The sequence below is a fragment of the Pseudocitrobacter sp. RIT415 genome, from assembly GCF_003057695.2.
In the GTDB taxonomy this organism is placed as follows: domain Bacteria; phylum Pseudomonadota; class Gammaproteobacteria; order Enterobacterales; family Enterobacteriaceae; genus Pseudocitrobacter; species Pseudocitrobacter faecalis.
On the sequence record NZ_QBJC02000007.1, the window covers coordinates 96,543 to 117,069 of the forward strand.

Below are 20,527 nucleotides of genomic sequence, written 5' to 3' on the forward strand. Positions count from 1 at the left end.
GGCGATACTCGTATAATTCATAGACCTTAAAGGAATAGTATCATGCAGCCCAACGACATCACTTTTTTTCGCCGTTTTCAGGAGGACATTCTGGCTGGGCGTAAAACCATTACCCTGCGCGATGACACAGAATCGCATTTTAAAACCGGTGATATTTTACGCGTTGGGCGCTATGAAGATGATGGTTACTTCTGCACTATCGAAGTGCTGGCAACGTCGCGCATTACGCTTGATTCGCTGAAAGAGCGGCACGCGCAGCAGGAAAACATGACGCTTGCCGAACTGCGTCGGGTAATCACCGATATTTATCCTGGTCAAACGACCTATCACGTGATTGAGTTCAAGCTTCTTCACGAAAACGGTGAACAAGTGTTAGGTGAATGGTCATTATAACTTAATGATTTTTAATAAGTTACAAAATTACATCTTTTTATTTTAGCTAACATGTGTTCACTGGAATCATTCTCAGTTACGCTAGGGGTGTTTAACAGATAGTGTTGTTCACCCGGAGTACGAAATGGACCAGAAACCGCTCATTAAACAGGGTTACTCGTTGGCAGAGGAAGTTGCCAACAGCATCAGCCATGGAGTGGGTTTTGTATTTGGTATTGTGGGGCTGGTGTTGCTACTGGTGCAGGCGGTGCACACCAACGCCAGCGCAATGGCGATCACCAGCTACAGCCTGTATGGCGGCAGCATGATTTTGCTGTTTCTCGCCTCGACCTTGTATCACGCGATACCACATCAGCGGGCCAAAATATGGCTGAAGAAATTTGACCACTGCGCTATCTATTTGCTGATTGCGGGCACCTATACGCCATTTTTGCTGGTAGGCCTGGATTCACCGCTGGCGCGCGGGTTGATGATAGTTATCTGGAGCCTGGCGCTGCTGGGGATCTTGTTTAAGCTCACCATTGCTCACCGCTTTAAAGTGTTGTCGTTGGTGACTTACCTGACAATGGGCTGGCTGTCACTGATTGTGGTGTATCAACTGGCGATTAAGCTGGCGATTGGTGGGGTGACGCTGCTGGCAGTCGGCGGGGTGATTTATTCGCTGGGGGTAATTTTCTACGTCTGCAAACGCATCCCCTACAATCATGCTATCTGGCACGGTTTCGTGTTAGGCGGCAGCGTGTGTCACTTCCTGGCGATTTATCTTTATATCGGGCAGGCGTAATTGTTTGCCGGATGCGCTTCGCTTATCCGGCCTACAAACTGCGTCATGCCTGTCGTAGGCCGGACAAGGCAACGCCGCATCCGGCACTGACACCCTTACTCTTCCAGCGAATACGGCAGCGGCACAATGCTTAAGGTGTTGGCATCATCACGCACGCGGAAGATGCTGTCCGGTTCCATATCGTTATTCATCACCGCCTGCACCAGCAGTCGGCCATCATCAAGTTGTACCGCGGCTAAAACGGTACCGGTACGGCGCCAGTTCTCGCCCATCTTCAGTTCCAGATCTTCCCCGGCTTCCGGTACGCGGCTGGCCGTTCCCGCCAGTGACCACAAGGCACGTTTATTGGCACCCCGGAATTTGGCGCGCGCCACCATCTCTTGCCCGGTGTAACAGCCTTTCTTAAAGCTGATACCGCCCAGCGCCTGAATGTTGGTGGCCTGCGGAATGAACTGCCCACTGTTGGCTTCATCAATAACCGGAAGACCCGCTTCAATGTTCAGCGCCAGCCACTGCTGACTGTTGTTGAGCTGCGCTTCGCCGCGCAGGGCGTCAGTGACGCGCGTGGCGGTGGCTTCGTCGGTGACCAGCAGGAAGCGCTCGTCCGGGTGGGCAAACCACAACAGTGAAGTTTCGCCTTCCTGTACCAGTGGTTTGTCGGCATCCGGCAGTTCGGCAAACAGATTCGCCAACGCGGCACGCGCCTGGAAGCCCGCTACGCCCAGTAGCACCAGCGTATCGTTCGGTTCGATAACCACTTTTGAGAACACCGCGTACTTTTTCAGCTGCGTCAGTTGTGCGTCGCGCAGGCTGCGGCGTTCGATCCAGGCGAATCCTTCATTACGGCGAAACAGGCGCAGGTTGCTCCACATCTTGCCTTTAGCATCGCAATGGGCCGCTAACAGATGCTGATTGACGCCCAGTTCCGCGACATCGGCGGTAACCTGGCCTTGCAGGTACTTTTCACTGTCGGCACCGGTAAGGGTCGCCAGCGCCCAGTCATCAAGTGTCATAAGCGTCAGCGGTAAACGCGCAGAAGCGGAAGGCTGACGTGGTGGAAAAGGTGTAAAAGCCATAATGATGTCCTGAATTGCTTAACGCACGGGTAGATAACTCATGGTAAAAGAGATGGTCATCAATGCAAGTGCTTTCAACAGGCGATTCGTGCCCTGACGCGCGGTTTGCGATAAGGTACGCAGGCAACCTGAAAATCCATTTTGTTTGCGTGGGTTTTCTGAATGTTGCCCGCGATTAACGAGATTGCTGTAAAGTAAGTGCAAAAAACACGTTAGACTAATGACATCGTTATGCTGGAAGGAAATTATGGACATCAATAATAAAGCCCGTATCCACTGGGCATGCCGTCGCGGTATGCGTGAGCTCGATATCTCCATCATGCCGTTTTTCGAGCATGAGTACGATTCGCTGAGCGATGACGACAAAGCGATTTTTATTCGTCTGCTGGAGTGCGACGATCCAGACTTGTTCAACTGGCTGATGAATCACGGTAAGCCGGCGGATGCGGATCTCCAGCGCATGGTGCATTTAATTCAGACTCGGAATCGGGAACGTGGTCCTGTGGCAATCTGATTTACGCGTCTCCTGGCGCTCACAATGGCTCTCTTTACTGCTCCACGGCCTCGTGGCGGCATTCATTTTGCTGATGCCCTGGCCGTTGAGCTACACCCCACTGTGGTTATTATTGCTGTCGCTGGTGGTTTTTGACTGCGTACGCAGCCAACGGCGCATCAACAGCCATCAGGGAGAGATTAAACTGCTGATGGATTCTCGTCTTCGCTGGCGCGATCAGGAGTGGGAAATACTCGGGCAGCCGTGGGTGTTGAATTCAGGCATGATGCTGCGTTTGCGCAGGCTGGCCAGCCGTCGTCGTCAGCATTTGTGGATTGCGGCAGACAGTATGGATGCTGAGGAGTGGCGCGATCTGCGGCGTATAATGATGCAGCAGCCCGCGCCGAGTAAGCATTAAGAGAACTGTTCGGCCATTTCGCCAAGAATTTGTTCACACCAGTTCTGAATGCGTTCATCGCTCAGGTCGTACTGATTGGTCTCGTCGAGCGCGAGGCCGACAAACAACTGACCGTCGGCGATGACCGGTTTCGGGCTGGTGAACTCATACCCTTCGGTCGGCCAGTAGCCAATAAACTTCACGCCTTTGGTCACCAGTTTATCGTGCAGCATGCCGAGCGCGTCCAGGAACCATTCACCGTAACCTAGCTGATCGCCCATTCCATAGAGTGCAACAATTTTGCCCTCCAGATTCAGCGTATCCAGTTGTTCCCAGATGGCTTCCCAGTCTTCCTGAATCTCACCGAAATCCCAGGTCGGAATGCCGAGGATCAGCACATCGTACTGCTCCATTAACGCTGGCGCGTCATCTTTCACATTGTGCAGCGTCACCAGTTCCGGGCCGATGATGTCGCGAATTTTCTCTGCCGCCATTTCGGTGTAGCAGGTACTGGAACCATAAAAAAGGCCGATGTTCATAACGTAAAGGTCTCGATTCTTACAGTGACTATGCCCGCAGTGTACCAGAAAGCCTAAAGATTCAGGCATAATGGTGCCGATGAAACAGGCAAAGGGGCGAACGTGGAACAGGATCTCGCACGAATCGAACAATTTCTCGATGCGCTGTGGCTGGAGCGCAATCTTGCCGAAAACACGCTGAGCGCTTATCGTCGCGATCTTACCATGGTGGTCGAATGGCTGGCGCATCGTGGCCTGACGCTTGAGACCGTACAGCATGACGATTTGCAAAATTTGCTCGCAGAACGCCAACAGGGCGGGTATAAAGCCACCAGTTCGGCGCGTCTGTTAAGCGCGATGCGCCGCTTCTTCCAGCATCTTTATCGCGAGAAAGTACGCGTCGATGATCCGAGTGCGCAACTGGCCTCACCGAAGTTGCCGCAGCGTTTACCGAAGGATTTAAGTGAAGCGCAGGTTGACCGGCTGCTGCAGTCGCCGGTAACCGATATCCCGCTGGAATTGCGCGATAAAGCGATGCTTGAGGTACTCTACGCCACCGGGCTTCGTGTCTCTGAACTGGTTGGGCTGACAATGAGCGATATCAGTTTGCGTCAGGGCGTGGTGCGCGTTATCGGTAAAGGCAATAAAGAGCGGCTCGTCCCTCTGGGGGAAGAAGCGGTATATTGGGTGGAAACGTATCTGGAACATGGTCGCCCGTGGCTGCTTAACGGGGTATCGATAGACGTTCTGTTCCCCAGCCAGCGCGCGCAACAAATGACGCGCCAGACGTTCTGGCATCGCATTAAACACTATGCTCAACTGGCGGGTATCGACAGCGAAAAGCTCTCCCCGCACGTATTACGTCACGCATTTGCCACGCATTTGCTCAACCATGGCGCAGATTTGCGTGTGGTGCAAATGTTGTTAGGTCATAGTGATTTATCGACAACACAAATTTATACGCACGTGGCGACCGAGCGACTGCGGCAACTTCATCAACAGCACCACCCACGCGCGTGATGCTGACTACAAAGGACGATTTTATGAAAAAAGGTTTAGTGATGCTCACCCTGCTGGCGGCGGCTTTTTCCGCGACCACCCATGCGGATGATGCGGCTATTAAACAGTCGCTGGCTAAACTGGGCGTACAAAGCACAGATATCCAGAATGCACCGGTCGCGGGCATGAAAACCGTGCTGACCAACAGCGGCGTGCTGTATGTGACTGAAGACGGCAAGCATATCATTCAGGGGCCTATGTATGACGTCAGCGGCGCACAGCCGGTGAACGTAACCAACCAGTTGTTGATGACGCATCTCAACGCGCTGGAAAAAGAGATGATTATCTACAAGGCACCGAAAGAGCAGCACGTGATTACCGTCTTTACCGATATCACTTGCGGCTACTGCCACAAGCTGCATGAAGAGATGAGCGACTACAACGCACTGGGCATCACCGTGCGCTATCTTGCCTTCCCGCGCCAGGGGCTTCAGAGCCAGGCTGAGCAGGATATGAAAGCCATCTGGTGTGCGAAAGATCGTAACAAAGCGTTCGATGACGCAATGAACGGCAAAGGCGTTCAGCCCGCCAGCTGCGATATCAATATCGCGGATCACTACGCCCTGGGCGTGCAGTTTGGCGTTAGCGGCACCCCGGCGATTGTCCTGAACGATGGCTACGTTGTGCCGGGCTATCAGGGGCCGAAAGAGATGAAAGCCTTCCTCGACGAACACAAAAAACAGACCAGCGGTAAATAATTCGCGTGAAACCACAGATTCAACTTCGCCGCCGTGAGGCGGTTGATTCAGATTCGTTGCCTGCTGATTTGCCGCCGTTGTTGCGTCGTTTGTATGCCAGTCGTGGCGTGAAATCGGCGGACGATCTGGAGCGCGGCCTGAAGGGCATGCTGCACTGGCGCACATTAACGGGCGTCGAAAAAGCCGTTGAGATGCTGCACGATGCGTTCGAAAAGAATCTGCGCATTATGGTGGTGGGCGATTTTGACGCCGATGGTGCGACCAGCACCGCGCTAAGCGTGCTCTCGCTGCGCGCGATGGGCTGCCATAGCGTAGAATATCTGGTGCCGAACCGCTTTGAAGACGGTTATGGCCTGAGCCCGGAAGTCGTCGATCAGGCGCACGCACGCGGCGCGCAGATGATCATGACGGTGGATAACGGGATCTCTTCCCACGCGGGCGTCGATCACGCGCATGCGTTGGGGATCCGCGTGCTGGTCACCGATCACCACCTGCCGGGCGAGACGCTGCCGAACGCTGATGCGATGGTGAACCCAAACCTGGTGGACTGCCCGTTCCCGTCGAAATCGCTGGCGGGTGTCGGCGTGGCATTCTATCTGATGCTGGTGTTGTGTAATCATCTGAAGGCGAAAGGCTGGTTCGAGTCTCGCGGCATCGCGGTGCCGAAGATCGTCGAGTTCCTCGATCTGGTGGCGCTGGGTACGGTCGCCGATGTGGTGCCGCTGGATGCCAATAACCGCATTCTGACCTGGCAGGGGTTGAGCCGTATTCGCGCGGGCGTGTGTCGTCCGGGCATTAAAGCGCTGCTGGAAATTGCCAATCGCGACCCGCAAAAGCTGGTGGCAAGCGATCTCGGCTTTGCCCTTGGCCCGCGTCTGAACGCTGCCGGGCGGCTGGATGATATGTCAGTGGGCGTGGCGCTATTACTGAGCGAAAACCTCGGTGAAGCCCGCATGCTGGCGAATGAACTTGATGCCCTTAACCAGACGCGCAAAGAGATTGAGCAGGGCATGCAGGCGGAAGCGCTGACGCTGTGCGAAAAGCTGGAGCGCAGAAGCGAAACTCTGCCCGGCGGGCTGGCGATGTATCATCCTGAATGGCATCAGGGCGTGGTGGGTATTCTGGCTTCGCGCATTAAAGAGCGTTTCCATCGCCCGGTGATTGCGTTTGCGCCTGCCGGAGACGGTATGTTGAAAGGCTCTGGCCGTTCGATTCAGGGGCTGCATATGCGCGATGCCCTGGAACGCCTTGATACGCTTTATCCTGGCCTGATGATGAAGTTTGGCGGCCACGCGATGGCGGCCGGTTTATCGCTGGAAGAAGCGAAGTTTGATGAGTTCCAGCAGCGCTTTGGCGAACTGGTCACCGAATGGCTCGACCCGGCCCTGCTGCAGGGGGAAATTCTTTCGGATGGCGAACTTTCCGCGCAGGAAATGACGCTGGACGTGGCGCAGATGCTGCGTGACGCGGGGCCGTGGGGGCAGATGTTCCCGGAACCGTTGTTTGATGGGCATTTTCGCCTGTTGCAACAGCGGATTGTTGGCGAACGTCATCTGAAGGTGATGGTGGAACCCGTAGGCGGTGGCCCGCTGCTGGACGGCATTGCGTTCAACGTTGATACGACCTGCTGGCCGGATAACGGCGTGCGCGAAGTTAAGCTTGCCTATAAGCTCGATATCAATGAGTTTCGCGGAAACCGCAGTTTGCAGTTAATCATCGACAATATCTGGCCAATTTAGCGCCAGTAATCGCTATAAATAAGGGCGCAGATCCGGTAAAATCTCGCCCTTATAACCGCATTTTGACAAGTCCATTAAAAGAAAACAGACCATGTTTGAAATTAACCCGGTAAATAACCGCATTCAGGACCTCACGGAGCGCTCTGACGTTCTTAGGGGGTATCTTTGACTATGATGCCAAGAAAGAGCGTCTTGAAGAAGTAAACGCCGAGCTGGAACAGCCGGACGTCTGGAACGAACCTGAGCGCGCACAGGCGCTGGGTAAAGAGCGTTCCTCTCTGGAAGCCATCGTCGATACGCTGGATCAAATGTCTCAGGGGCTGGAAGATGTTTCCGGTCTGCTGGAGCTCGCAGTAGAAGCCGATGACGAAGAGACCTTCAACGAAGCCGTTGCGGAACTCGATACCCTGGAAGAGAAACTGGCGCAGCTTGAATTCCGTCGCATGTTCTCCGGTGAATATGACAGCGCTGATTGCTACCTGGACATCCAGGCAGGCTCCGGCGGCACCGAAGCGCAGGACTGGGCCAGCATGCTTGAGCGTATGTATCTGCGTTGGGCCGAAGCGCGCGGCTTCAAAACCGAGATCATCGAAGAATCTGAAGGTGAAGTTGCGGGTATCAAATCCGTCACCATCAAGATTTCCGGTGATTACGCGTACGGCTGGTTACGTACTGAAACCGGCGTTCACCGCCTGGTGCGTAAGAGCCCGTTCGACTCCGGTGGCCGTCGCCACACCTCTTTCAGCTCTGCGTTTGTTTACCCGGAAGTGGATGACGATATTGATATCGAAATCAACCCGGCTGACCTGCGCATCGACGTGTATCGCGCGTCCGGGGCAGGTGGTCAGCACGTTAACCGTACGGAATCTGCGGTACGTATTACCCACATTCCAACCAACACGGTAACGCAGTGCCAGAACGACCGTTCTCAGCACAAGAACAAAGACCAGGCCATGAAGCAGATGAAAGCGAAGCTTTATGAACTGGAAATGCAGAAGAAGAACGCGGAGAAACAGGCGATGGAAGACAACAAGTCTGACATCGGCTGGGGTAGCCAGATTCGTTCTTATGTCCTGGACGACTCCCGCATCAAAGATTTGCGTACCGGTGTAGAAACCCGAAACACGCAGGCGGTGCTGGACGGCAGTCTGGATCAATTTATCGAAGCAAGTTTGAAAGCAGGGTTATGAGGAACCAACATGTCTGAACAACACGCACAAGGTGCTGACGCGGTAGCTGACCTTAACAATGAACTGAAAGCGCGCCGCGAGAAACTGGCAGCACTGCGCGAGCAGGGGCTCCCGTTCCCGAACGATTTCCGCCGCGATCACACCTCAGACCAACTGCACGCTGACTTCGACGCGAAAGAGAACGAAGAGCTGGAAGCGCTGAACATTGAAGTGTCTGTCGCTGGCCGAATGATGACCCGTCGTATTATGGGTAAAGCTTCTTTCGTGACCTTACAGGACGTGGGTGGCCGCATCCAGCTGTACGTTGCTCGTGACGATCTGCCGGAAGGCGTGTACAACGAGCAGTTCAAGAAATGGGATCTCGGCGATATCCTCGGCGCGAAAGGTAAACTGTTCAAAACCAAAACTGGTGAACTGTCTATCCACTGCACCGAGCTGCGTCTGCTGACTAAAGCCCTGCGCCCGCTGCCGGACAAATTCCACGGTCTGCAGGATCAGGAAGCGCGCTACCGTCAGCGTTACCTGGATCTCATCTCTAACGATGAATCCCGCAATACGTTCAAAATTCGCTCTAAGATCCTGGCTGGCATCCGTCAGTTCATGGTGAACCGCGACTTTATGGAAGTGGAAACACCGATGATGCAGGTGATCCCAGGCGGTGCTTCTGCCCGTCCGTTCATCACCCACCACAACGCCCTGGACCTGGACATGTACCTGCGTATCGCGCCGGAACTGTACCTGAAACGTCTGGTGGTTGGCGGCTTCGAGCGCGTCTTCGAAATCAACCGTAACTTCCGTAACGAAGGCATCTCAGTACGTCATAACCCAGAGTTCACCATGATGGAACTCTATATGGCGTACGCGGATTACAAAGATCTGATCGAACTGACCGAATCTCTGTTCCGCACCCTGGCGCAGGATATTCTCGGTACCACTGAAGTGCCTTATGGCGAAGAAACCTTCGACTTCGGTAAACCGTTCGAAAAACTGACCATGCGCGAAGCGATCAAGAAATACCGTCCGGAAACGGATATGGCGGATCTGGATAACTTTGACTCTGCAAAAGCGATTGCCGAAAGCATCGGTATTAAAGTTGAGAAGAGCTGGGGTCTGGGCCGTATCGTGACCGAGATCTTCGAAGAAGTGGCCGAAGCGCACCTGATTCAGCCGACCTTCATCACCGAATACCCGGCAGAAGTCTCTCCGCTGGCGCGTCGTAATGACGTGAACCCGGAAATCACTGACCGCTTCGAATTCTTCATCGGTGGCCGTGAAATCGGTAACGGCTTTAGCGAGCTGAACGATGCAGAAGACCAGGCGCAGCGCTTCCAGGATCAGGTTGATGCGAAAGCCGCGGGCGACGACGAAGCGATGTTCTTCGACGAAGACTACGTGACTGCGCTGGAGCACGGCCTGCCACCGACTGCGGGTCTGGGTATCGGTATCGACCGTATGGTGATGCTGTTCACCAACAGCCACACCATCCGCGACGTGATCCTGTTCCCGGCGATGCGCCCGGTGAAATAAATCACTGAGATGTGAAAAAGCCCCGATGTGTGAGCATCGGGGCTTTTTTTTACCCCTCACCCTAACCCTCTCCCTAAGGGAGAGGGGACAGATAGCGCTGGTGGTTGAGACTGGTGCAGGTTTTCTCCCTCTCCCTCAGGGAGAGGGCAGGGGTGAGGGGACAAACCGCACCAGCTTATCCCGCGCTTCTTGCGAACGATACTGCAACACCATCCACGGACTGAACGCCCACGGAGTGGCCGCCAGAGCCTGAAAAAGCGCATCTAATGAAACCCAGTGGCTATCCATTACTTCGTCCGGGTTCAAGGCAACGGTATTGGTTAGCCTCGCCGCATACACCGGGCAGACTTCGTTTTCCACGATGCCGCTGGCGTCGGTTTCGCAATAACGAAATTCAGGAAAAACCGGGGTGATACTCGTAAGTTCGGCCCCCACTTCAAACCGGCAGCGGCGCGTAATCGCCTGCTCGAAGGTTTCACCTAATTGAGGATGACCACAAACAGAGTTCGTCCAGACACCCGGCCAGGCTTTTTTGCCGAGCGAACGGCGGGTGATCAGAACCTGACCTTCGTTATTGAAGATCCAGCAGGAGAAGGCGAGGTGGAGAGGCGTGTGGGCGGTATGTACGGCATATTTTTCCGCCGTGCCAACCGATTCACCTTTTTCATTCAGTAAAATGACGTGTTCTTGCCCTTTCATCACGGCTCCCGATAGCGAATTCCAATACGCCGGATGGCGCTGCGCTTATCCGGCCTACGAATATTACTCCGTAGGCCCGGTAAGCGAAGCGCCACCGGGCACAGCGATTATACCTCAAGCTTAGGCGAACAAACTGGCCCACAGTGCGGAAATAGGCATAACCAGAATTAAGCCTGGCAGCATATTGGCGACCGGGAACGCTTTGATATTACAGATGCGTAACCCGGTGGCGACCATAATCAACCCGCCTGCACAGGAGAAATCGGCCATCATATCCGGTGTAATCAAATGCAGGATATGCACCGCCAGCACTGCCAGCGCAACCTGAACAGCAATCAGCGGAATGCCAATCGTCATCACCGAAAATCCGAGCATGGTGGCAAAAATTGCCGCAGTGAATAAATCGAGCACGGTTTTAATGTAGAGGATCGACGGATCGCCGGTCATCCCTTCATGCATCGCACCGAAAATACCGGTACCGCTGGCGCAGAAGAGCACCAGAATCGCGACAAATTTCTCGGTGAACTCGTCGTGCGTTAAGCCCTGAACCGGCGGGAAGATGCGATTGATAAGTCCGCGAGTACTGCCCGCGGCTTTACCAATCTGTTTTTCGAGGAAAAATATTTCGCCAATCACCGCGCCGATAACCATCGCCAGCACCACGGCGGGCATGAATTTCACCTTGATGACCAGATTGATGCCAAGGCCTACCGAGCAAAGCCCGAAGGTCAGCGGCAGCGCCGTTTTAACGCGATCGGGAATATGCGTCCCGATGACCGATCCGAACAGGCCGCCGACGATCACCGCCGCGCCGTTCACATAGGGGCCAATTAACATGGAAGTGTCCTGATAGAGTTATTCAGTGTGGCTAAGAGATCCTTCGCCCCAGCGCGGAAGATCGTTAATATCAAAATCAAACAGATCGAGAGCACGGCTGACGCTATGAGTAACGATCTCGTCAGCCGTTTGTGGCCGCTGATAAAGCGCAGGTACCGGCGGGAAGATAATGCCGCCCATTTCGGTCACCGCGCCCATATTGCGAATATGGCCGAGGTTAAGCGGCGTTTCTCGCGCCAGCAGCACCAGACGGCGGCGCTCTTTGAGCACAACGTCTGCCGCCCGCGTCAGCAGATTGTCGGTCAGGCAGTGGGCGATAGCGCCCAGTGTTCTCATTGAACAGGGGGCAACAATCATCCCCGCCGTTTTAAATGAACCGCTGGAAATCGCCGCGCCCAGATGACCAATCGGGTGAACGACGTCCGCCATGGCGAAGACATCCTCCAGGCGGTAATCCGTCTCCAGCTGGCAGGTTTTCTCCGCCCCTTTCGAGACAACGAGATGAACCTCAACGTCCAGTTTCTGCAACAGTTCCAGCGCTTTCACGCCGTACTGGAACCCGGAGGCGCCGCTAATGCCGACAATCATGCGTTTCGTGGCCACGGTGTTCTCCTTATTCGAAGTCCGGCAGGAAGCGTTTCACATCGACTTCTTTGAATTTCGAGCGTTCAAAGTGGCTTTTCAGATGGAACGGTACGGTGCAGTCAAAGATGGTTTTGCAGGACATCCCCTGTTGCAGAATGCTTGGGCTGTAAGCCGGTACCTGAGACGGATCGAGCGGGTGGCAACGTACGCCCGGAATAGTGACGGTGTCCACGTCGCCCTGATAGCGCGTCTGCATCGCCCACATCACATCATCGCTATCGAAAATATCGACATCTTCATCCACCAGAATGACGTGTTTCAGCTCCGGGAACGCGGAGAAGGCGAGCAGGGCAGCCTGGCGCTGACGACCTTCATCAACGGCGGCGGATTTTTTAAATTGCATCACCGCCAGCAGTTTGCCGCCGCCTGCGGTATGCGCAAAGACGTTCAGCAGTTTGCCCGGCATCGCGCGTTCAACCATATCGAGGATGCTCGCTTCGGTCGGGATACCCGCCATGTTCACGTGTTCTTCGCCTGGCCCTACTGTGGTGCGCCAGATTGGGTTTTTACGGTGCGTTACCGCTTTCACTTTAATCACCGGAATCGCTTCTTTCGCTTCGCCGGTGTAGCCAGGGAATTCCGGCATTGCTTTGCCGGTGTTAGTGTTTTGGTCTTCACGCACGCGCACGTTAGGTAGCAGTTCGCCTTCGATGATGATTTCCGCGTGGGCGATCGCTTTCTCGTTGATGGTTTTACACTGTACCATTTCAACGGCATGACCGCGCAGCGAACCGGCGATGCTCAGTTCATCGAAGCCCAGTGGCGTGGTTGGCGGCTCGAAGCAGGCGGCAATTTCAATCGCCGGGTCAACGCCGATGCTGATAGAAATCGGCAGTGGTTTGCCCGCGGCTTCGGCTTTCATGCGGAACGCATCAATATGACGGCCTGGAGTGAGCCACATTGAAAGCTCATCTTTACTTTGCACGCATAAACGGTGAATGGTGATATCCGATTCATGCGTTTGCGGATCTGAGGCGTAGCACAGCCCCATGGTGATATACGGGCCGGCATCTTCTTCAGTATTGGTCGGCGCAGGCAGCAGTTTGCGCAGGTCGAAACCGGCGTCGGTAGCGAGGTGAACCACTTCCTGACCTACAGCAGGTGCGGTAGTCAGAACGGGCGCGATTGGCGTCTGTACGGAATCTTTCAGCAGATGACCCAGACGTTCCGGCGGGCAGTTCAGGAAGTGGCTGACGCGGTGACGGGAACCGTTAAGGCCAATGGCGACGCTGATATCGTTAAAGCCTTTAATTTTGTTGAACATCATTACCGGGCCATTTTTGCGGGTTGGACGCTGGCAGGTTCCGCCTGCGCCAACATAGCGGTAAACACCGGAGAGTTCCGCGTGCGGGTCAACTTCGGTATCGGTTTCAACATATTCGCCTGGCAGCGTTTTCAACAGCGCCAGCGCGGAGCGTAGGTCATGAACCTTACTTTTCATTGTGCTATTCCTGTGAGTAAGCAGTAAAACTGTCTGCGGTTACCCTAATCCCCAACAGAAAAAGGGACAAATACCGTTTAGCTGCGTCTGAGTAGATCAAAAAAGTGTGAGGCAGGTGTGGTGGCTGACGTACACTAGCCTTCAGGACGTTGGCGAGGAGGACGGTTTCGTGGATTTAAAACGATTACGCTATTTTTGTCGGGTAGTGGAGCAAGGCTCGATAAGCCAGGCGGCGAAAGTGCTGAATATGGCGCAACCGCCGCTCAGTAAACGTATCCAGGAGCTGGAGGATGAGCTGCAAACACCGCTCTTTACCCGTCGGGGTAATCGAATTGAGCCGACAGAGGCAGGATTTTTCCTTTATCGCAAAGCCTGCGAGATTTTGCGTCAGGTGGAAGACACCGCGCGAGAAACCATGGAGATCGCGCAAAAAGATCATCCGCAGTTTCGTCTTGGCCTCACGCACCTTTTCCAGTCCTACTTTAAACCATTGCTATTGGCGCTGTATGAGCGCAATCCCAACATTGAGGTGAATATCTCGGTCACCGATTCCAGTCATCTGGAGATGCTACTCAATGAAGGGGCCATTGATTGAGCGCTAATTCAGCGACCCTATCGCAGTGAAGGGTTTGATTTCGTTTCATTTGATCCCATCAAGCTGGTGGCGGTCATCAGCAAAAAATGTTTGCCCCAGGCACCCGCGAACCCTTTCGACTACACGGCGCTGGCTGACTTTCCGCTGGTATTGCTGCATCGGGCGAAAGATTCCGGCACTTACGAGATGCTTATCGATCTGTTCAGGAAGGCGGGGGTAAATCCGAATGTGATTATGCATATCACCCAGCCGGGCATGATCCTCGATTGGCTCGAATCGGGGCTGTCTGCCGCCACGCTGCTACCCTCATCGGAAGTGGACTTGACGCGCTTATCCCACTGCCACGTGGTTGATGTCTTCCCCTCGCCGCAGGTTTTCTATCCCGCGCTGGTGAAAATGCCCGTCGCGAACTGGGTACCGGAAGTGATGGAGTTGGTGGCGGAAGGGTATCCTTTTAACTCTCCTCCTTCTGTCTGAGATATTGGCATCCGCCATCAGCCTGCTATCATAGGCGACCTGACCGAACTAACCTGAGGACGATGTTTTGCTAGCAGGATGCCTGAGTACCCAGCCAATGCGTTTTTTACTGTGCCTGTTCCTCGGCGTGGTGCTGGTGGGCTGTTCCGGGAGCAAATCGGGCTCCGGCAGCTATGATGGTTCGGTCTACACCGTAAAACGTGGCGATACCCTGTCGCGCATCTCCCGCGCCACAGGCACCAGCGTGGCTGAGCTGGCGCGTCTGAACGGCATTAAACCGCCTTACATTATTGAAGTGGGGCAAAAGATTAAAACCGGAAGTTCATCCAAACTTCTCGGCAAAAAGCCGACCAGCACGGCAAAAGTCACACCGTCCTCCGCCGTGCCGCAATCATCATGGCCGCCGGTGGGGCAACGCTGCTGGCGCTGGCCGACCAGCGGGAAAGTCATCATGCCGTACTCCACCGCAGATGGCGGTAACAAAGGTATCGATATTTCCGGCAGTCGTGGTCAGCCGGTTTACGCCGCAGGGGCAGGGAAGGTGGTCTACGTCGGCAACCAGCTGCGTGGCTACGGCAATCTGATCATGATTAAACACAGCGAAGATTACATCACCGCTTACGCGCATAACGACACGCTGCTGGTGAACAACGGGCAAAGCGTGAAGATAGGTCAGAAGATTGCCACCATGGGCAGCAGCGATGCTGATTCCGTGCGACTGCACTTCCAGATCCGCTACCGCGCGACGGCGATTGATCCACTGCGCTACTTACCGCCGCAGGGCAGTAAGCCTAAGTGCTAAAAGACTATTTTATCGCCAGTCAGTGGCGATGAGGCTTGCCAGCGAAGGCATAAGGTTTATAATGCTCCTCGCACACGCCGAAGCGGGCGTAGTTCAATGGTAGAACGAGAGCTTCCCAAGCTCTATACGAGGGTTCGATTCCCTTCGCCCGCTCCAGATTCAAGGCTTCCAGACGTTTCCTTAATTTATTATCCAATTGATTAATAAGAAATTTTAAAATTCTGTTGGTCATTTGAACCCAATAGTACGCCTCTCGTTTAAGCTAAATGTAAGGGAGGGGGGGGCTATAATTGTACCCGCTGCTGAAACATCCCCCTATGAAACTGGCAACTCATCAGGTTAAAACTGCATAACCTAAATAGCACTGAGGCTCTTAGTGATTCCTTTCGTACATGAGCCAAACGTTTTACATCACAAAATACAAAATCCCCTTCTGCAAAGGTATCTGATGAGCAAGGAAAAGTGTACTCTTTTGAGTATTGCATCTGAGCATGCCGCTCAAATGACTTGTGATGCCTCATGTTACGTATGGATAACCGCTATGCCAAAAGAGAACAAAAATCCGAAACTGCGCAACTACGATCCTCGTTTTATCTACTCTCTTGTTGTGAAGCGTTACTTCTCTGAAATGAAGACCAAGATAGAAATTGCTGAGGAACTCGGTCTGTCTCGCTTCAAAGTTGCACGCCTGATTGATGAAGCGATTGCGCAAGAGTATGTCAAATTTACCTTTCCTAAACAGCAGGCTCTGGACGAGGAAATAGCACAAAATCTCTGTAAGAAATACGGATTGCAGGATGCCGTTGTACTTTCCGTTTCCGAGTCCTGGTCTTCTCAGGAACAATTAAACGTCAAGCTGGGAGGGATAGCGGCGACCTACTTGAGTGAAAATCTCAAAGAGGGTATGAAGTTTGGTCTGGCCTGGGGGCGGGTACTTTCAAGTACGGTGAGTCAACTGACGACATTACCCGTTCTGGATGTGGTTCAACTTTCTGGTGTTCATCCGGGCATTGAATTTAGTCAGGGCCCCATTGATTTAATTCACAAAGTGGCTGCCATTTCCCACGGAAGAGCGCATCCGATGTATGTTCCTATGTGGGTGGATGATGAAGGTTTAGCCCAGAAACTCGCTGACGATCAGGCTGTTCAGGATACACAAAAATTTTATTCAAATATGGATGTCGTTATTACCGGCATTGGCGCCTGGAAAACCGGCTCTTCCAGTTTATGTGATATTTTCCCTGAAACATGGCGTGAGACTTTAATGAGTCAGGATATTACTGCTGATGTATGCGTAACACTGGTAAATAGCAAAGGGGAAATTCTGGATAGTCCGCTGAACCGCCTGGGTTTCGGCATTACGACAGATCAATTGCGCGCCACAAAGAAACTGATTGGTGTGGCTGGTGGGGACGAAAAATATGAAGGTATTGTTGCCTCTCTCAAATCAGGTCTTCTGAATGTGCTGATCACTGATTTTGATACGGCTATTAAACTTCTGGATTAATAGCCGCTCGCGCTTACGCCTCGCCGGTATTATTCAATATCGGCATGACGTTCCTTCATTGTCTGACTCGTTTCATTAAGATTGGTCATTAATGACAGAACAATAGCGTCATAGGTCAGGAGGGAAGCCTGTTCGAAAAGAGAGCCCATTGGTTGGGCGCTGTGACCTGCCGGAATGGTGAGTACATAATCTGCCAGGGTCGCCAGAGATGAATCTGGTGCGGTAGTAATTAGCGCGATATACACGCCATTACGCTTTGCTATTTTCACCTGATTGATCAGGCGTTGGGTCTCTCCGGAACCTGAACCAACGATCATAAGGTCGTTTTTGCGAGAATGTGGAGAACTGATTTCCCCTACCACGCTGACGGACAGGCCAAGGTGCATCAGCCGGTTGGCAAAAGCATTAATCATTTGCCCTGAACGTCCTGCACCGGCAAGAAATACATGACCGGCTGTGATAATAGAATCAACGAGTGAGTGAAATTCTTTCTCATCGATTTTATCCATAAGCGAAGATAACTCGTTTAAAACGAGGGAGTAATTTTTCATGATGGTCATTCTTTATTAAAAAAAGGCAGATAGGGGATATCTGCCTTTTGTTTATCAGGATGCGGCAAGCATCTCTTCAACATATTTCCCGACTTCGTGCGTTTTAAGATTACGGCACGACTCGATGAACGAAATATCCTGGAAGAGTGTAAAGAGGCGACGTAGAACAGACATATGCTGATCGCTGGTTGCGAATGCGAGATTAAACATAATGCTGCATTCCACTGTGAGGTCAGCATCTTCCATCTGACCAAACACGACCCCTTTATCAAAACGCACAATGCTTATGCTATTGGTTTTTACCAGCGTATAGTCTGCATGCGGGATGGCAATGCCCTGACCGTTCGCCATCATTAAACCCGTCGGATAAGTCTTCTCACGCTCCAGGCAGGCCTGAATATACTCGGGAGTGATATAGCCTTTCTCCAAAAGCTTCTGGCCTGCAAACTCAATTGCTGTAGACCAGTCAGCGATCGTACCCTCGACGTCATTTACCAGAATCTCAAGCTTCATCATTTCACCTGGTTAAGCATTTCTTCTTTAACAGCATCAAAAATCTCATCTTCGCCAAGACCCGTTAACAGGCCTGCACCCACAATCACACGAGTAGTGATACCTGGGTTATCCAGCTTGGTTGAAGAGACAATCAGGTCATAGTTGTTAAACGTATCTGTGGTACAAGCCATCAATGAGGATTTATCTACCTGCGCTTCGATATTCTGTTCTTTCAGGTAGTCCTGCAGAACAGAAACCATAATGGAAGAAGAAGCAATACCGTTTCCACATACAACTAAAATCTTTTTCATTTTCAATCACCTTATGAAGTTTTAAGCCGTTTTTTCTGCCTCAGTTTTCAACTGACGGCGCGCTTTTTGTTTGAGTAAGTAGCCTACGGACAACAGCAATACAGCGGCAAGAACATAGCCTGCGATGCCAATATGGCTGAGTCCAGCAAAGAGACCGGTGAACGGGTTAGCTGATGGATTAAGCGATGAGTACATCACGCTGGCATCAGGATTGGTGCCGAATTTCTGGAACACTTCATTCGTTGCTGGAGCCATCCAGGAAGCGATGTATAAGCCGCCGCCAAACAGGATGATGGAGGTCACCCAGGTACGAATAATGTTGCCATTAAAAACAGGTACCATGCACGCAATAAAGAATACGAACTGCGAGAGATCACCCAGAGGCATCACTCGGTTGCCGGGAAGGACAACGGCGAGGATAACAATAACCGGGATCAGCAGCAGTGCTGGCGCGATAACTGAAGGATGACCCACAATCAGCGCGGTATCCATCCCGACGGTGATCTCGCGGTCCGGAAAACGTTTAACCAGTTTCTTACGTGCCACGTTGGACAGCGGAACCAGGCCTTCCATCATAATCGAAGTCATGCGTGGCAGCAGGAGCATCACAGCGGCAAGGTACATACCCAATTGCAGGCTGGCAATAATGGTGTGATACGGAGATTCCCAACCATAACCACAGAATCCAAGAAGAATACCAATAATGAAACCAACCATGGTCGGATCACCAAGGATACCAAAGCGTTTCTGAATGCTTTCCGCCGTAACGTTCAGATTACGGAATCCAGGGATGCGATCGTATATCCAGTTAAACGGATAAGCGAACAGCAAATAGGTGTTTGCAACCGGGTGGGAGATGGCAACGCCTTTTGGCAGGTTGAAGAATTTTTCGTTGTTTTTCGCACCCAGGTCAGCTGCAATAAGCGCCCAGACATGGAACAATGCAGCTGTAAGAACACCGTAAAGGAAGCTGCCGGAGTAAACCCCAACGATCGCCCCCATAGAAGCATTCTGGTGAAGGTTAAACACGTCAACGTTTACACAGTCCGTCAGACGGGCTACCAGCATAGCAATATTCACCGCAACGCACAGAGGGATGATAATCGCCCCCATACTTGAGCCAAAACCCATTACGGCGGTGGCTGCGCCGCCAACATCAATGGCGCTCAGAGAGGAACCCGTGGCCTCTGCAAGCCCTGTCACTGCAGGCTGCATTTTTTCAAGCATCAGCTTGATGGTCATGGTTAATGCAATAAAACCGATGCCGACTTTAATGGCGGATGAAATACATTCCGACAGGGGGCGCCCCAGAAGTTTCATCAGTATAAGGAAGATGACCGGTATAAAAATAAAGTTACCCAGGTCATTGATAAACTGTGTGATCAGTTCCATTTTTTAGCCCTCAGATTTCTCATCATCTGGTCTGAAACCCATATTCCATCGAACATCTTCAGGTTTCGTCAGCAATGCGTTGTCACTGCGTTCGGCTTCCAGGAGATTCTTTTTGGAATTTTCCCTTGCAGTGGCAAAGTCGAACGCATTGTCATACCAGGCATCAACGATCATTTTTGTGTATTCAAGATCATTAACTCTGCAGCCAAGTCCAATCACCTGCGCATTGTTACTGAGTCTTGCTCGTTTGGCCGAGTAGGGGTTGGTGACGGCGACAGCACGAATCCCCCAGTGCTTATTTATCTGGCAAGTAAAGCCAATTCCGGTTCCGCAAACGTAGATACCGAGGCGGCATTCGTCCCGTTGAATAACACCTGCCATTTCATCCGCAAGACGAGCGAAGTTGTTGAAACCATCTTCTTTTCGTTTAACGGGATCGTACACGACCTCGGCATTTTTCTCTTCTTCGAGGTATTTTTTAATTTCCTCCTTACGGTCAAACCCTACATCATCACACGCGATTGCAATTTTCGTTTTCATCTCAACTAACCTGTTATAAAGAACTTAAGCCAAGTATGCTGTTGGTAAATATTGGTTGTCAACTGAGATCAAAATCACAAAATTCATAAATTATTGATTTTATTGAAATTAAAAACCAATAAAAACAAATAAAAACTAATTTTCACCAATTTAAAAGTGCGGTTCGTAGGACGTAAGATTAAAAGCTTGCAGGGATGAAACGTGATTTTCTTTGTTTAACATTTTGATTTTAATGGTTTTTATTTTCTTTGCCCGTTGCTTTTACGAAAGACGGCCCACGGGCGATGGTGAATTGTCTTCTTCTTGCATTTGTTTTTGTTTGCATCTTCTGTGCTATGATTCGCTCCATTGCATAAAGTTG

General features: G+C 52.2%; 22 protein-coding genes, 1 tRNA gene and 1 pseudogene. 13 read left to right on the forward strand and 11 right to left on the reverse strand.

What is annotated here, in order from left to right; all coding sequences use genetic code 11:
* Window positions 1–42 precede the first annotated feature (42 nt).
* Window positions 43–393, forward strand: coding sequence for a N(4)-acetylcytidine aminohydrolase (gene yqfB, locus DBY68_RS09545; RefSeq protein ID WP_108475863.1), 351 nt, complete (start codon window positions 43–45; stop codon window positions 391–393).
* 124 nt (window positions 394–517) lie between these two features.
* Window positions 518–1,177, forward strand: coding sequence for a hemolysin III family protein (locus tag DBY68_RS09550; protein WP_108475864.1), 660 nt, complete (start codon window positions 518–520; stop codon window positions 1,175–1,177).
* A 95-nt stretch (window positions 1,178–1,272) separates the two neighbouring features.
* On the opposite strand, the gene ygfZ is transcribed toward DBY68_RS09550, so the two are convergent.
* A complete protein-coding gene (gene ygfZ, locus DBY68_RS09555) occupies window positions 1,273–2,253 on the reverse strand; it encodes a tRNA-modifying protein YgfZ (protein ID WP_108475865.1) in 981 nt (326 codons plus the stop codon).
* A 247-nt stretch (window positions 2,254–2,500) separates the two neighbouring features.
* Between ygfZ and sdhE the strand changes: the two genes are divergently transcribed.
* Both sdhE and DBY68_RS09565 read left to right on the forward strand, forming a co-directional pair.
* Entirely contained in the window at window positions 2,501–2,767 is a 267-nt protein-coding gene (gene sdhE, locus DBY68_RS09560; RefSeq protein ID WP_108475866.1) for an FAD assembly factor SdhE, read from the forward strand.
* Window positions 2,748–3,164 (forward strand): protein YgfX, encoded by a 417-nt coding sequence (locus DBY68_RS09565; RefSeq protein ID WP_108475867.1) that lies wholly within the window; start codon window positions 2,748–2,750, stop codon window positions 3,162–3,164. Before sdhE ends, DBY68_RS09565 begins: the two co-directional genes overlap by 20 nt.
* On the opposite strand, the gene fldB is transcribed toward DBY68_RS09565, so the two are convergent.
* Complete coding sequence (fldB, locus tag DBY68_RS09570; protein WP_108475868.1) at window positions 3,161–3,682, reverse strand: flavodoxin FldB; 522 nt, start codon at window positions 3,680–3,682, stop codon at window positions 3,161–3,163. The two genes, DBY68_RS09565 and fldB, sit on opposite strands and share 4 nt — an antisense overlap.
* A gap of 102 nt (window positions 3,683–3,784) precedes the next feature.
* Between fldB and xerD the strand changes: the two genes are divergently transcribed.
* The 5 genes from xerD to lysS all read left to right on the forward strand — a co-directional run bounded on the left by xerD (window position 3,785) and on the right by lysS (window position 9,874).
* The gene (xerD, locus tag DBY68_RS09575; protein WP_108475869.1) at window positions 3,785–4,681 is read left to right on the forward strand and encodes a site-specific tyrosine recombinase XerD; all 897 of its coding nucleotides are present in this window, start codon (window positions 3,785–3,787) and stop codon (window positions 4,679–4,681) included.
* 23 nt (window positions 4,682–4,704) lie between these two features.
* Window positions 4,705–5,418, forward strand: a complete 714-nt coding sequence (gene dsbC, locus DBY68_RS09580) for a bifunctional protein-disulfide isomerase/oxidoreductase DsbC (protein WP_108475870.1) — start codon at window positions 4,705–4,707, stop codon at window positions 5,416–5,418.
* A 5-nt stretch (window positions 5,419–5,423) separates the two neighbouring features.
* Entirely contained in the window at window positions 5,424–7,157 is a 1,734-nt protein-coding gene (recJ, locus tag DBY68_RS09585; protein WP_108475871.1) for a single-stranded-DNA-specific exonuclease RecJ, read from the forward strand.
* Between the two features lie 91 nt (window positions 7,158–7,248).
* Window positions 7,249–8,347, forward strand: a protein-coding gene (gene prfB / locus DBY68_RS09590) for a peptide chain release factor 2 (protein ID WP_108475872.1) whose coding sequence is annotated in 2 segments (ribosomal slippage) — window positions 7,249–7,323 and window positions 7,325–8,347 — 1,098 coding nt in all. Because the reading frame shifts where the segments join, the coding sequence is not laid out codon by codon here.
* A 9-nt stretch (window positions 8,348–8,356) separates the two neighbouring features.
* A complete protein-coding gene (lysS, locus tag DBY68_RS09595) occupies window positions 8,357–9,874 on the forward strand; it encodes a lysine--tRNA ligase (protein ID WP_108475873.1) in 1,518 nt (505 codons plus the stop codon).
* Window positions 9,875–10,009: 135 nt separating this feature from the next.
* Here lysS and idi read toward each other — a convergent pair whose 3' ends face one another.
* The 4 genes from idi to DBY68_RS09615 all read right to left on the reverse strand — a co-directional run bounded on the left by idi (window position 10,010) and on the right by DBY68_RS09615 (window position 13,496).
* Window positions 10,010–10,573: an isopentenyl-diphosphate Delta-isomerase gene (idi, locus tag DBY68_RS09600; RefSeq protein WP_108475874.1), complete on the reverse strand. Its 564-nt coding sequence runs from the start codon at window positions 10,571–10,573 to the stop codon at window positions 10,010–10,012.
* A gap of 120 nt (window positions 10,574–10,693) precedes the next feature.
* A complete protein-coding gene (locus tag DBY68_RS09605; protein WP_108475875.1) occupies window positions 10,694–11,410 on the reverse strand; it encodes a DUF554 domain-containing protein in 717 nt (238 codons plus the stop codon).
* An 18-nt stretch (window positions 11,411–11,428) separates the two neighbouring features.
* Window positions 11,429–12,013, reverse strand: a complete 585-nt coding sequence (locus DBY68_RS09610; protein ID WP_304598579.1) for a UbiX family flavin prenyltransferase — start codon at window positions 12,011–12,013, stop codon at window positions 11,429–11,431.
* A gap of 10 nt (window positions 12,014–12,023) precedes the next feature.
* Entirely contained in the window at window positions 12,024–13,496 is a 1,473-nt protein-coding gene (locus tag DBY68_RS09615) for a UbiD family decarboxylase (protein WP_199538660.1), read from the reverse strand.
* Window positions 13,497–13,665: 169 nt separating this feature from the next.
* Between DBY68_RS09615 and DBY68_RS09620 the strand changes: the two are divergent.
* From DBY68_RS09620 to DBY68_RS09635, 4 genes and pseudogenes are all read left to right on the forward strand, one after another.
* A pseudogene (locus tag DBY68_RS09620) lies at window positions 13,666–14,568 on the forward strand (LysR family transcriptional regulator).
* A 67-nt stretch (window positions 14,569–14,635) separates the two neighbouring features.
* On the forward strand, window positions 14,636–15,370 hold the full coding sequence (gene actS / locus DBY68_RS09625) for an amidase activator ActS (protein WP_108475877.1): 735 nt from the start codon (window positions 14,636–14,638) through the stop codon (window positions 15,368–15,370).
* Window positions 15,371–15,452: 82 nt separating this feature from the next.
* Window positions 15,453–15,526, forward strand: a tRNA-Gly gene (locus tag DBY68_RS09630).
* 385 nt (window positions 15,527–15,911) lie between these two features.
* A complete protein-coding gene (locus DBY68_RS09635) occupies window positions 15,912–16,877 on the forward strand; it encodes a sugar-binding domain-containing protein (RefSeq protein ID WP_108475878.1) in 966 nt (321 codons plus the stop codon).
* Between the two features lie 29 nt (window positions 16,878–16,906).
* Here the strand turns inward: DBY68_RS09635 and hxlB are convergent, their stop codons facing one another.
* The 5 genes from hxlB to DBY68_RS09660 are packed head-to-tail and all read right to left on the reverse strand — an operon-like array spanning window position 16,907 to window position 20,166.
* Window positions 16,907–17,428, reverse strand: a complete 522-nt coding sequence (gene hxlB / locus DBY68_RS09640) for a 6-phospho-3-hexuloisomerase (protein WP_108475961.1) — start codon at window positions 17,426–17,428, stop codon at window positions 16,907–16,909.
* A 54-nt stretch (window positions 17,429–17,482) separates the two neighbouring features.
* Window positions 17,483–17,941 (reverse strand): PTS sugar transporter subunit IIA, encoded by a 459-nt coding sequence (locus tag DBY68_RS09645; protein ID WP_108475879.1) that lies wholly within the window; start codon window positions 17,939–17,941, stop codon window positions 17,483–17,485.
* Window positions 17,941–18,234: a PTS sugar transporter subunit IIB gene (locus DBY68_RS09650; RefSeq protein WP_108475880.1), complete on the reverse strand. Its 294-nt coding sequence runs from the start codon at window positions 18,232–18,234 to the stop codon at window positions 17,941–17,943. Before DBY68_RS09650 ends, DBY68_RS09645 begins: the two co-directional genes overlap by 1 nt.
* A gap of 21 nt (window positions 18,235–18,255) precedes the next feature.
* The gene (locus DBY68_RS09655) at window positions 18,256–19,626 is read right to left on the reverse strand and encodes a PTS transporter subunit IIC (RefSeq protein WP_108475881.1); all 1,371 of its coding nucleotides are present in this window, start codon (window positions 19,624–19,626) and stop codon (window positions 18,256–18,258) included.
* A gap of 3 nt (window positions 19,627–19,629) precedes the next feature.
* Window positions 19,630–20,166 (reverse strand): RpiB/LacA/LacB family sugar-phosphate isomerase, encoded by a 537-nt coding sequence (locus DBY68_RS09660; protein WP_108475882.1) that lies wholly within the window; start codon window positions 20,164–20,166, stop codon window positions 19,630–19,632.
* Window positions 20,167–20,527 lie beyond the last annotated feature (361 nt).

Coding starts and splice junctions, on each gene's coding strand:
- sdhE (WP_108475866.1), top strand. CDS start 2,501: ATGGACATCAATAATAAAGCCCGTATCCACTGGGCATGCCGTCGCGGT.
- idi (WP_108475874.1), bottom strand. CDS start 10,573: ATGAAAGGGCAAGAACACGTCATTTTACTGAATGAAAAAGGTGAATCG.
- lysS (WP_108475873.1), top strand. CDS start 8,357: ATGTCTGAACAACACGCACAAGGTGCTGACGCGGTAGCTGACCTTAAC.
- DBY68_RS09645 (WP_108475879.1), bottom strand. CDS start 17,941: ATGAAGCTTGAGATTCTGGTAAATGACGTCGAGGGTACGATCGCTGAC.
- DBY68_RS09615 (WP_199538660.1), bottom strand. CDS start 13,496: ATGAAAAGTAAGGTTCATGACCTACGCTCCGCGCTGGCGCTGTTGAAA.
- DBY68_RS09605 (WP_108475875.1), bottom strand. CDS start 11,410: ATGTTAATTGGCCCCTATGTGAACGGCGCGGCGGTGATCGTCGGCGGC.
- yqfB (WP_108475863.1), top strand. CDS start 43: ATGCAGCCCAACGACATCACTTTTTTTCGCCGTTTTCAGGAGGACATT.
- DBY68_RS09635 (WP_108475878.1), top strand. CDS start 15,912: ATGCCAAAAGAGAACAAAAATCCGAAACTGCGCAACTACGATCCTCGT.
- DBY68_RS09655 (WP_108475881.1), bottom strand. CDS start 19,626: ATGGAACTGATCACACAGTTTATCAATGACCTGGGTAACTTTATTTTT.
- hxlB (WP_108475961.1), bottom strand. CDS start 17,428: ATGAAAAATTACTCCCTCGTTTTAAACGAGTTATCTTCGCTTATGGAT.
- DBY68_RS09660 (WP_108475882.1), bottom strand. CDS start 20,166: ATGAAAACGAAAATTGCAATCGCGTGTGATGATGTAGGGTTTGACCGT.
- DBY68_RS09650 (WP_108475880.1), bottom strand. CDS start 18,234: ATGAAAAAGATTTTAGTTGTATGTGGAAACGGTATTGCTTCTTCTTCC.
- fldB (WP_108475868.1), bottom strand. CDS start 3,682: ATGAACATCGGCCTTTTTTATGGTTCCAGTACCTGCTACACCGAAATG.
- dsbC (WP_108475870.1), top strand. CDS start 4,705: ATGAAAAAAGGTTTAGTGATGCTCACCCTGCTGGCGGCGGCTTTTTCC.
- DBY68_RS09550 (WP_108475864.1), top strand. CDS start 518: ATGGACCAGAAACCGCTCATTAAACAGGGTTACTCGTTGGCAGAGGAA.
- ygfZ (WP_108475865.1), bottom strand. CDS start 2,253: ATGGCTTTTACACCTTTTCCACCACGTCAGCCTTCCGCTTCTGCGCGT.